Here is a 10,815-nt window from a genome sequence, read left to right on the forward strand (position 1 = left end):
TCCTCTTGCGCGCAGTAGGCGCTCCGAGCGCGAAACCCCTGGTCAGCCAGGCGAACCGACGCGCTAAAAAATCTTGCAAAAACCAGGGAACCGGATTTCGACTCCCCCGCGTCTAACTGCCGAGGGTGCTGCTCGGGACTGAAAGTGGTCTTCCCCGCCAAATGGCCGGCGAGGAAGGCCACTTTCATTTTGTGAGCCAGTCCAGCAGGGCCCGCTCGCTCTCGACGATCTTCGACAGCGACACGTACTCGCCCTGCTGGTGCGCCAGATTCGGGTCCCCTGGACCGTAGTTCACGGCGGGCACCCCGAGCGCGGAGAAGCGGGCGACGTCCGTCCAGCCCAGCTTGGCGCGGGGCGTGCCGCCGACGGCCGCGGTGAAGGCCGCCGCCACCGGATGCGTCAGACCAGGCCTGGCCCCCGGCGCGGCGTCGACGAAGCTCACCTCGAACCCGTCGAACACCTCGCGGACGTGCTCCTGCGCCTGCTCGATCGACAGGTCGGGCGCGAAGCGGTAGTTGACGGTCACCACGCACAGGTCCGGGATGACGTTGCCGGCCACGCCGCCCTGGACGCCGACCGCGTTCAGCCCTTCGTGGTATTCGAGCCCGTCGACCACCGGCAGCCGCGCCTCGTACGCGTTCAGCCTGGCCAGCACCGGCTCGATCCCGTGAATGGCGTTGACCCCGAACCACGACCTGGCGCTGTGGGCCCGCTTGCCCCGCACCGTGACCTCTGCGCGCAGCGTGCCCTGGCAGCCGCCCTCGATCACGCCGTCGGTCGGCTCCATCAGCACCGCGAAGTCGGCCGCCAGCCAGTCGGGGTGGTCCCTGGCCACGCGGGTGAGCCCGTTGCGCTCGGCCTCGATCTCCTCGCAGTCGTAGAAGACGTACGTGACGTCCTTGTTGGGCGCGGGCACGGTGGCCGCCAGCTTGAGCGCGACCGCCACGCCGGCCTTCATGTCGGAGGTGCCGCACCCGTACAGCAGGTCGCCCTCCACGCGGCTGGGCAGGTTGTCCGCGACGGGAACGGTGTCGAGGTGCCCGGCGATCAGCACGCGCTCGGACCGGGCGAGCTCGGTGCGGGCGACGACCGTCTCGCCCGACCTGTCCACCTTCAGGTACGGCAGCGCGGACAGCGCCCGCTCCACCGCGTCGGCCAGGGCCCGCTCTCCGCCGCTCACCGACTCGATGTCCACGATCGCGGCGGTCAGCGCGCGTACGTCCTGCGTCAGGTCAAGCATCAGGTGTTCACTCCGTGTTCGCGCAGCACATCGTTGAGTGCTGCCTTGTCGTGTCGCTGCCCCGGCTCCAGGCGCTTGAGCACCAGCACGCACGGCAGGCCGAACGTGCCGCCGGGGAACTCCTTCTGCCGGGTGCCGCCGACGGCCACGCACCAGGCGGGAACCTGGCCGCGGGCCAGCTCCTCGCCGGTCTGCACATCGATCACCGGGATGGATCCGGACAGGATCATTCCAGCACCGACGACCGCGCCCTCACCCACCCGGGCGCCCTCGACGATCATCGATCGGCTGCCGATCAGCGCGCCGTCCTCGATGACGACCGGCACCGCGTTCGGCGGCTCAAGCACGCCACCGATGCCAGCTCCACCCGACAGATGAACATTTTTCCCGATCTGGGCGCACGAACCGACCGTGGCCCAGGTGTCCACCATGGTCCCTTCGTCAACGTACGCACCGATATTCGTGAAAGACGGCATCAGCACCACGCCGGGCGCCAGGTACGAGCCCCAGCGGGCGATCGCACCCGGCACCACGCGCACCCCTTCGAGCGAGCTCTTGAGCGGGTGCCTGTCGTGGTGCTGGAAGTCGCCCACCTGCGAGCGCGCCATGCCGAGCACCTTGAAACTGAGCAGGATGGCCCGCTTGGCGCGCTCGTCCACGATCACCTCGCCGCCCACCAGGCGTGCGGCCCTGGCCTCGCCTCTGTCCAGCATGTCCACCGCGCCGACGATCAGCTGGCGCGCCTCCGCATCGGCCGGCGACAGCTCCGCGCGGCGCTCCCACAACTCGTCCACCACCGCGGATATCGGTGAGGAGCTGCTCAGGTCACTCATGGCCACGGAGCTTATCCGGCCGGGTAGGTTCTTCAGGGTGCGCCTGCGCTTCTCCCGTGGAGTCATCACCATCGCGATCATCATGGTCGTGCTGGCCGTCGCCATATCCGTGGGCCTCTACCACCTGCTGAAGAAGACCACACCGCTGGCCGCGCCCGAGGAGGCGCACTGCACCGTGCGCACCTCTGGCAGCGAGCTCTATCTCGATCCCGAGCAGGCGCAGATCTCCGCCACCATCGCGGCCGTCGCCGCGCGCCGCCAGTTGCCCGAGCGGGCCGTGGTGATCGCGTACGCCACGGCGCTGCAGGAGTCGAAGCTCCACAACCTCGACTGGGGCGACCGCGACTCGGTGGGCGTGTTCCAGCAGCGCGAGTCGCAGGGCTGGGGCGCCAAGAAGCAGCTCATGGATCCCGTTTACGCCACTAACAAGTTCTTCGCCGCGCTGGTCAAGGTGAAGAACTACCGCAAGGTGCCGCTGGCCGAGGCGGCCCAGGCGGTGCAGCGCTCGGCGGGCGGCTATGCGTACGCGCAGCACGAGGGGGACGCCAAAATCCTCGCCGCCGCCTTCACCGGGCGTGTCCCCCAGGCCGTCCACTGCTGGTATCCGCCGGGCAAGAAGACCCCGGCGCCGCAGCCCCGTACAGAAGAGGCCCGCAAGCAGCTGGCCAGGGCGCTCGGGAGCACGGCCATCACTTCGAAGAAACGCGGGTGGCTGATCGCCGCCTGGTCGGTGGCCCATGCCGAGAAGTACGCGCTGCGGCACGTGGGGTACGCGGGCGCGACGTGGTCGAACGACATGCAACTCGAGGGCTGGCAGCAGGGCGGCAAATCCACCGCCACCCGGGTCGAGCTCTCCTGACTGGGCACCACCAGGTGCGGTCCGGCGGCCCACGCCTCGACCACCCAGACGGCCAGGTTCGTCCGTTACGGCGGTGCGCCGGGGAAGCCGGTAAGCGTCACCCTGGAGGGCCGGTCACCCACGTCGGCGGGTGGTGCCCACCGTGCGCAGCCGTAACAGAATGCAAGGGACGGACACCACCGAGATCAAGACGCGCGCCGGACGATGGTGATGGACCCGGGCGGCAGGGGCTGGGCGTAGCCGGCCGTCCAGGACTGGCCCTGGATGCGTTCAAAGGACAGCAGCCGCCCGTCAGAGGCGCGGTAGTCGGCGAAGTCCAGCAGCCCCCGGTCAGGGTGGCCCGTGTCGCCCTCGCCGCGGAAGGCCGCCGTCCCCCGCTCGATCGGGAAGAACTCCACGCCCTCCATGATCAGCATGCTCTTGGCTGGCACCATGCCCTGCGTGGGCACGTCGGTCCAGAGCAGCACCTCCAGGTGCGGCGGATCACCGGCATGCGCCTCCACGGACAGCCACTGAAAGCGGCGCGAACTGTCCCGCAGGAGGTATTCGGTCCACTGATGCCCCTGCCACGAGATGTGCATCGCACCGAGCACGCGTGCGGGAGACCCGTGCACCTCGATCCGGTCGCCGACCCGGATCGTGCGAGGGTCGGTGTAGTCGGTGCCGGCATGCCCGGGCACGCTCACCGGCGCCGGCAGCGGGGTCTCGACGGGAGCGACCTCAGCCGGCGGCGCACTCGTGCGGCCCTTCCTGTCTTGCCGCAGGGTGGCCAGGAAGGCCCCAAGCAGCAGCAGGACGGTGGCGATGCTCAGCCCGAGTACGACCATGGAGGTCATGCTCATCGATCAGCTCGCTCCACTCGCGGTCTGCCTCGGCAAAAGCCCTTATCTATTTATGCGTTTCTAGCCCGTTCGGCTGGCTTATGACGGGCGATCCTACTGGAGGCGGCGCACCGCCGCAGCGATCCGCTCATCAGTCGCCGTAACGGCGATGCGGATGTGCCGCTCACCTGCCGATCCGTAGAAGTCTCCCGGCGCGACCAAAATGCCGATTTCGGAGAGCTTGGCCACCTGGTCCCAGGCGCTCTGCCCGTTCGATGCCCAGAAGTACAGCCCGGCCGTCGAATGGTCGATGTGCCACCCCGCCCGCTCGAGCGTGGGTCGCAGCAGGGCGCGGCGGGCGGCGTACAGCTCGCGCTGCTGGTCAGCGTGCGCGTCGTCGCCGAGCGCGGCCGTCATGGCGGCCTGTACGGGCTGGGGCATGAGCATGCCGGCGTGCTTGCGCGTCTCCAGCAGCCGCTTGACCAGGACGGGGTCGCCCGTCACGAACCCGGCGCGGTAGCCGGCCAGGTTGGAGCGCTTGGAGAGCGAGTGGACCGCGAGCAGCCCCTCGTGGGAGCCGCCGCAGACGTCGGGATGGAGGATCGAGACCGGCTCGGCTTCCCAGCCGAGCTCGATGTAGCACTCGTCGGACGCGACGACCGTGCCGCGCTCGCGTGCCCAGGACACCACCTTGCGCAGGTGCTCGGCGGGCAGCACCCGGCCCGTGGGGTTGCCCGGCGAGTTGACCCACAGGAGGTCCACGCGCTCGGGGCCGAGCGCGAGCGTGCTGTCGGAGGCCGTGCCGACCGCCCCGGCCAGCCGGGCGCCCACGTCGTAGGTGGGATAGGCCAGCTCGGGGAAGACGACCCGCCCGGCGCCCAGGTAGGTGGGCAGCCAGGCGACGAACTCCTTGGAGCCGATCAGCGGGAGCACGTCCTGCTGGTCGACGGTGACGCCGTGCCTGCGGCGCAGCCATCCGGCCGCGGCCTCGCGCAGGGCCTTGGTGCCGTGGGTCAAGGGATAGCCGGGGCTGTTGGCCGCCCGCACGAGGGCGTCCTGGACGATCTGCGGCACGGGATCGACCGGAGTGCCGACCGAGAGGTCGACGATGCCGTCGGGATGTGCGAGCGCGCGTTCCTTGTACGGCTCCAGGCGGTCCCAGGGGAAGTCGGGCAGCTTGTTCACGGTTCTCCAGGGTTGTGCGTTGCCGTACTCAAAAAGCGCACGCCAACGGGGCGCATCCGGCCCGGATGCCCCCCGTGCACGGCGTGGACAGGACCGGCTAGTGGTCCTCGCCCTGCGGCGGCAGGGCCGCCACCACCGGGTGATCCTTGTCTATCTTCCCGACCTTCGAAGCGCCACCCGGCGAGCCGAGGTCTTCGAAGAAGTCCACGTTCGCCTTGTAGAACTCCTTCCACTGCTCGGGAAGGTCGTCCTCGTAGAAAATCGCCTCGACGGGGCATACAGGCTCACACGCGCCGCAGTCCACGCACTCGTCGGGGTGGATGTAAAGCATGCGCTCGCCCTCGTAGATGCAATCGACGGGGCATTCCTCGATGCACGCCTTGTCCAGGACGTCCACGCAAGGCTGCGCGATGACGTAGGTCACCTCGAGCTCCTTCTTCTCCAGCACCATGGCATGACTCTGACCGCGGTTTGCTACGCCCTAGTATTGCCGTGCTTGCCAGCTGGCCGAAACGGAGGGTGGCAAACTCGTGGCTGCACGCCTTGTCATCGCGATCACAAGTCAGGATATAGGCGCACGGATCACCACCCGTAGGCGCGTTCCAGGGGGATTTCGCGACGCTGTGGGCATCCTCGTGTCGTGGGAGGACGGACTTCTAAAAGTTCGCAAAAAGGACGGCACGCTGGTGGAGATCCCCGAAGAGACGCTGGTGGCGGCCAAGGTCGTTCCGGCCGCGCCTCCTCGACCTGGGCGGATGCAACAGTAAGTATTCGTAGTGTGACTGTACGTACCTGCGCCGCCGCCGCAGCAGCCATCATCGCCAGCGCCGGATGCGGCGCGTCGTCCACAGACCACAACTCGGCCCAGCCCAAGAGCCTGCCTCCGATCAACGTCCAGGCGGGCTCGATGAAGGCCGGCTTCACCACGATGGAGCGCCTCGTCGAGGCCGCCAAGCGCGAAGGCCAGCTCAACGTGATCGGGCTGCCCCGCGACTGGGTCAACTACGGCGAGGTCATCGACGCGTTCACCGACAAGTACGGGATCAAGGTCAACGAGCTGGAGCCAGGGGCGAGCAGCAAGCGCGAGCTGGACGCCGCCGCACAGCTCAAGCCCGACGTGTTCGACCTGACCATGGACGTGGCCGTCTCCGGGGCCGACCGGCTCGCCCGGTACAAGGTCCAGAGCTGGCAGGACCTGCCCGACGACGTCAAGGATCCCTCCGGCGCCTGGTACGCCGCCTACGGCGGCTACATGTCCATCGGGTACGACCCGCGCGCGGTCAAGCCTCCCGCCTCCTTCGCCGACCTGCTCAAGCCCGAGTACCGGGTCGCGCTCGACGGCGACCCGCTGCGCTCGGAGGGCGCGTTCGACGGCGTGATGGCGGCCTCCATGCAGTCGGGAGCGCCCCGGCCGGAGCAGGGAGTGGCGCTTTTCGCCAAGCTCAAGCAGGCCGGGCGGCTCACCGATCTGACCAAGGCCAACGTGGTCGTGGCCTGGGACCACCTGAACGCCGCCCGAAGCGCCGCGCACTCGGACGCCTGGAAGGTGACGATCCCGCGGGACGCGCCGCTCGGCGACTACCACATGCAGGCCATCAACAAGGCGGCCCCGCACCCGGCCGCGGCCAGGCTCTGGGAGGAGTTCCTGTTCTCGGACGAGGGCCAGAACCTGCTCCAGAAGGGCTTCGCCCGCCCTGCCCGCGGCGAGGCGATGCAAATGAAGGGCACGCTCGACGCCGAGCAGGCCGCGAAACTTCCCAAGGCACCCGGCCCTCCGGTGCTCATGACGATTCCGCAGGCAGACGCGGCGAAGGAGTATCTCAAGCGGGAGTGGGCGAAGAGCGTCGGATGAGTCCGATGTGACTTGATATGTCGTAGGGACGTTCAGGCTCTAAAGTGAACAGACAGCACGGCCACGGGGGCCCGATGTCTGATCGAATGAGAGCTGATCGTCTTGCGATACGACACACCGAGCTTGGAGCGGTGGAACAGTCGCGCCTACGACAGCAGCTTCGGCTACGTCTCGACGCAGGGCGCGCCGCTGGTCGATCTGCTGGATCCGCGCCCCGGTGAGCGCGTGCTCGACCTCGGGTGCGGCACAGGCGTGCTCACCGCGCAGCTCGCCTTCAGGGGCGCGGACGTGCTGGGCATCGACGGTTCCCCCGCGATGATCGAGAAGGCCCTCGCGCAATACCCGGGGATCAACTTCATCGTCGGCGACGGGCACGACTTCACCGTGGTGGACCCGTACGACGCGGTCTTCTCGAACGCCGCGCTGCACTGGATGAGCCGTGACCCCGGCACGGTGATCGCCAACGTGCGCGAGGCGCTGACCCCCGGCGGGCGTTTCGTCGCCGAGATGGGCGGGGCGGGCAACTGCGCCGAGCTGACCGCCGCGATGCTGACCGCCTGGCGCGAGTACGGCCTGCGCGAACCCGACCTGCCGTGGTACTTCCCCACACCTGCCGAGTACGCCCGCCGCCTCGAGCAGGAGGGGTTCGTGGTCAGGTTGCTGGAATACTTCGACCGGCCGACGCCGCTCGACGAGTGCCCCGGCGGGGCCGCCGACTGGGTGCGCATGTTCGCCGCGCCGGTGCTCGAAGGGCTCCCGCCGGACATCGTGGAGCCCTTGCTCCGTCGCGTTAACGAGTTGGCCGCGCCCGCGCTCCGCAGAGAGACTGGCTGGATGGCCGACTACGTGCGCCTACGCTTTGCCGCTGTTCGGCGTTGATGCGTTGTACATGATGCGTAGGGCTGTTTTGCCGGACTATGGTCTGTTCCGTGGGCGGCGAGATTATGGCTGCACCGCTGCGGCGGCGTGAGGGGCTGGTGAACGGAACGGGATGAACTTCTGCCTGAGCGACCTCGTACCACCGTTGAGGTGGAGCGACGCCTCGACGATCATGCTGCTCACGGGGCAGCCGGATCTGCCGGACGCGTGGTGGCGCAGCCTGCCCATGCCGCACGTCCTCACGGCGATCGGCCCCGAGGCGTTGGGCGAGCTGCTGACGGAGATCGCCCTGGAGCACTGGCCCGCGGCCGCGGTGGGCGACGTCCTGCCGGCGCTGCACGTCCTCGACCCTGAAGAGGCGGACGAGCCCGCCGTCGCGATCGCCCTCGACCGGGCCGGATCGTGGGCGGGGCTGCTGGCGCTGACCAGCAGGGAACTGGTGGACCAGCCCTTCATCCAGGCACGGCCGGTGCTGAACACGCTGTTCTCGGCGGTTCTGGTACGTCTCCCACACCCGCAGGTGGCGGAGCCGGCCCACCCGTCGCCTGTCGCGCATGAAGCGGCCGGCGAGCCCGCACACGCGGCCGAAGTGCCGTCGCACGCCGCCGGAGTGCCGTCGCACGCGGACGTGGAGTCGTCACACGCCGCCGAAGAGCGGGAGGCCGCCGAGGCGGAGCCCGCGGTCCACGTGCCGGTCCACGAGACGCCCCACGAGCCGGCCCCTGAGGCGGTCGCGGACGAGCCCTCGCCTGAGCCGGTGGAGGAGCCCGACCCCGTGGTCCCGTTCGCCGCCGCGGGGTCGGTCATCGACGAGCCCGAGCCCGCCGCCCACTTCTCCCCCGCCGGGTCGGTCATCGACGAGCCGGAGCCCGTGCCGGCCGCCGACGAGGACGCGGCCGAACCCGCCGCCGCGGCCATGGAGTCCACCGATTCGGAGCGCGCCGTCGAGGGTGAGCACGCCGCCGAGGATGAGCAAGCCGCCGAGGATGAGCGGGCCGTCGAGGGCGAGCACGCCGCCGAGGATGAGCGCGCCGCCCATGAGGAGGTCGCGGCGTTTCACGAGGGCGCGCCCGAGCCCGCCGAGAACGGCGAAGGCGAGCCCGTGGCCGCCGAGCCGCACGAGCCCGCCCCTCACGAGGGCGAGGCCGTGGCCGCCGAGCCGGTGCTGGACGCCGACGCCGAGCCGGTCTCCGACGAGGTGCCCGAACCCGACCCGCAGCCCGTGCTCGACGCCGCCGAGGGGCCCGCCCCCGAACCGGCGGCCGAGGAGGCCGCGGCCCTGGAGGCCGAGAGCGCGGTCGAGGAGCCCGAGCCCTCCGAGGCACCGGCCCCCGAGCTGGAGCCCGTCCAGGCGCCGGCACCGGAGCAGGCGCCCGCCCCGGAACAGGAGCCGGTCGCGGTGGCCGGACAGGAGCAGGAGTTGCCGGGGCTCATCGAGGCCGCGTTCGCCGGGCTCGACGACAAGAGCTGGGCCGTCGCGCAGAACCGGGTCTTCACCGACGAGCCCTCCGCCGTGGACCAGCTCGCCAAGCTCTTCGCCGTCCCCCCGGCCGAGATCTCCGCGACCGAGGACGAGTTCCGCACCCGCCTCGACCACTGGCTGGCGAGCGAAGAGGCGGCCCCGTACCGGGCGCATCTGGACGAGCTGCGCAGGACCCTGGGCCCGGCCGTCCACAAGGAGCAGCTCATCGGCGCGGCCGACTGGCACAACGTGGAGATCCGCGCGCTGGAGGTCCCCGCCTGGCAGTTCGTGCTGGCCACGCTCTCGCCCCAGCGCGAGGCCCGGCCTGAGCCGCAGCTCCAGCCGCAGTCGGCGTTCGGCTCCGCCCAGATGCCGCCTCCGCCCCCCGGCCCGCCGCAGTTCCAGGCGTTCACCCCGCCCGCCCCTCCGCCGGAGGAGTCCAACGGCGGCTCGGGCGAGCACAAGCCGTACCAGCCGCTGAAGGACGTCTCCCAGACCAGGCGCTGCTTCAGGCAGCCCGACGGCCGCTGGTGGCTGCGCATCGACGTGACCGCCGAGCAGCTGGCCGGAGGCGAGTGCACGCTGCCGACGGGGTTCGCGTCGTATCTGGGCCTCTCGCCCGGCGAGAGCAGAACGGTCCGGAGCGCCGCCGGCGAGCTGACCATGACGTGGCACGGCAGGCCGGTGCTCGAGTCCATCGAACGCCTCCTGGTGGACGTGGGCGCGCGCGAGGGCGGACACCTGTTCCTGACGCTCTCGGACGAGGGCGTGCTCAGGGCCAGGCACCTCCCGGTGGCCGCGCAGGGCGCCGAGAAGATCACCAAGGCGCTCCGCCTGGTGGGCTACACGGCCCCGGGAGGCACCCGAGATCAGGCGGCCAGGGTGATCGCCACAAGGATCGGCATGACGGGACCGGTCGCGCTGCCCGATCTCCTCACCAGGCTCCGCGAACGCGGGGACCGCGATCTGCTCGAACTCCTGGACTGAGCCGGTGCCGCGGCTCGCGATCGGCCCTGAGTTTCCCAGGGAGCTCAGCGCACTGGCCCAGCCGGTGCGCAGGGACGCCGTGGTCGCGCTGCGCCGGTTCCTGCTGAACGTGGCCGGCGCCCCGCACCCCGAGCGGGTCAGGGGCGGCCGGGACCCGCGGGTCGCGACCCTGCGGCTCGCCGAGGGGCACCGCGGGGTGGTGGTGCGGCAGCGGGACGTGTACTGGCTGCGTACGGTGCTGCCCGACCCCGACGCCTGGTCGTACGCGCGCCGCCACAGGTACGGCGTCAACCCGGTGATCGGCGTCGTCGAGGAGTGGGACGCCGAGGCGCTCGAACGCGTCGAGCCGGCGTTACGCAGGTCGGCCAGGTCGGCCGGGTTGTTCGACCCGATCTGCGACGGCGACCTGCTGGGACTCGGCCTGGACGTGCACGCGCTGCCGCTGTTCCGCCTGATCACGACCGAGGCCGACGTGGCCGCGCTCGAACCTCTCCTCCCGCCCACCCAGCACAGCCCGCTCGCCGTGCTCGCCAGGGGCGGCTCACTCTCCGAGGCGTGGCGCGAGCTGGACGCCTGGCGCGCGACCGACGAGGAGACCGGCCCGATCCGTCCCGCTCGTCGCCGTCCGTGAGCCAGAACGCGTGCTCGAGGAACTGGCGCGCCCCGAGCAGGTGGTGCCGGATCGCCTGCGCGCGCA

General features: G+C 70.4%; 11 protein-coding genes. 6 read left to right on the forward strand and 5 right to left on the reverse strand.

Annotation, left to right across the window (positions count from 1 at the left end; genetic code table 11):
• Positions 1-184: 184 nt before the first annotated feature.
• Together dapE and AB0J09_RS15640 are read right to left on the reverse strand one after the other, a co-directional pair.
• Positions 185-1,240 (reverse strand): succinyl-diaminopimelate desuccinylase, encoded by a 1,056-nt coding sequence (dapE, locus tag AB0J09_RS15635; protein ID WP_360690372.1) that lies wholly within the window; start codon positions 1,238-1,240, stop codon positions 185-187.
• Complete coding sequence (locus AB0J09_RS15640; RefSeq protein ID WP_360690374.1) at positions 1,240-2,073, reverse strand: 2,3,4,5-tetrahydropyridine-2,6-dicarboxylate N-succinyltransferase; 834 nt, start codon at positions 2,071-2,073, stop codon at positions 1,240-1,242. Before AB0J09_RS15640 ends, dapE begins: the two co-directional genes overlap by 1 nt.
• Between AB0J09_RS15640 and AB0J09_RS15645 the strand changes: the two genes are divergently transcribed.
• A complete protein-coding gene (locus tag AB0J09_RS15645) occupies positions 2,072-2,932 on the forward strand; it encodes a hypothetical protein (protein WP_360690376.1) in 861 nt (286 codons plus the stop codon). The two genes, AB0J09_RS15640 and AB0J09_RS15645, sit on opposite strands and share 2 nt — an antisense overlap.
• Before the next feature lie 185 nt (positions 2,933-3,117).
• On the opposite strand, the gene AB0J09_RS15650 is transcribed toward AB0J09_RS15645, so the two are convergent.
• The 3 genes from AB0J09_RS15650 to fdxA form a co-directional block, all read right to left on the reverse strand.
• Positions 3,118-3,774 carry a DUF4178 domain-containing protein gene (locus AB0J09_RS15650; RefSeq protein WP_360690378.1) on the reverse strand — a complete coding sequence of 219 codons (657 nt, stop codon included), beginning with the start codon at positions 3,772-3,774 and terminating at the stop codon, positions 3,118-3,120.
• Between the two features lie 93 nt (positions 3,775-3,867).
• Positions 3,868-4,938 carry a succinyldiaminopimelate transaminase gene (dapC, locus tag AB0J09_RS15655; RefSeq protein ID WP_360690380.1) on the reverse strand — a complete coding sequence of 357 codons (1,071 nt, stop codon included), beginning with the start codon at positions 4,936-4,938 and terminating at the stop codon, positions 3,868-3,870.
• A 97-nt stretch (positions 4,939-5,035) separates the two neighbouring features.
• Positions 5,036-5,362, reverse strand: a complete 327-nt coding sequence (fdxA, locus tag AB0J09_RS15660; RefSeq protein ID WP_349448632.1) for a ferredoxin — start codon at positions 5,360-5,362, stop codon at positions 5,036-5,038.
• A gap of 199 nt (positions 5,363-5,561) precedes the next feature.
• Between fdxA and AB0J09_RS15665 the strand changes: the two genes are divergently transcribed.
• The 5 genes from AB0J09_RS15665 to AB0J09_RS15685 all read left to right on the forward strand — a co-directional run bounded on the left by AB0J09_RS15665 (position 5,562) and on the right by AB0J09_RS15685 (position 10,749).
• Positions 5,562-5,705, forward strand: a complete 144-nt coding sequence (locus AB0J09_RS15665) for a hypothetical protein (protein ID WP_360690382.1) — start codon at positions 5,562-5,564, stop codon at positions 5,703-5,705.
• A gap of 11 nt (positions 5,706-5,716) precedes the next feature.
• Positions 5,717-6,790, forward strand: coding sequence for an ABC transporter substrate-binding protein (locus AB0J09_RS15670; protein ID WP_360690384.1), 1,074 nt, complete (start codon positions 5,717-5,719; stop codon positions 6,788-6,790).
• Positions 6,791-6,892: 102 nt separating this feature from the next.
• Positions 6,893-7,669 (forward strand): methyltransferase domain-containing protein, encoded by a 777-nt coding sequence (locus AB0J09_RS15675; protein ID WP_360690386.1) that lies wholly within the window; start codon positions 6,893-6,895, stop codon positions 7,667-7,669.
• 112 nt (positions 7,670-7,781) lie between these two features.
• Positions 7,782-10,118, forward strand: coding sequence for a hypothetical protein (locus AB0J09_RS15680; protein WP_360690388.1), 2,337 nt, complete (start codon positions 7,782-7,784; stop codon positions 10,116-10,118).
• 4 nt (positions 10,119-10,122) lie between these two features.
• Positions 10,123-10,749: a hypothetical protein gene (locus AB0J09_RS15685; RefSeq protein WP_360690390.1), complete on the forward strand. Its 627-nt coding sequence runs from the start codon at positions 10,123-10,125 to the stop codon at positions 10,747-10,749.
• The last annotated feature ends 66 nt before the right edge of the window (positions 10,750-10,815 follow it).

This window comes from Nonomuraea sp. NPDC049784, assembly GCF_040659615.1.
GTDB lineage: Bacteria > Actinomycetota > Actinomycetes > Streptosporangiales > Streptosporangiaceae > Nonomuraea.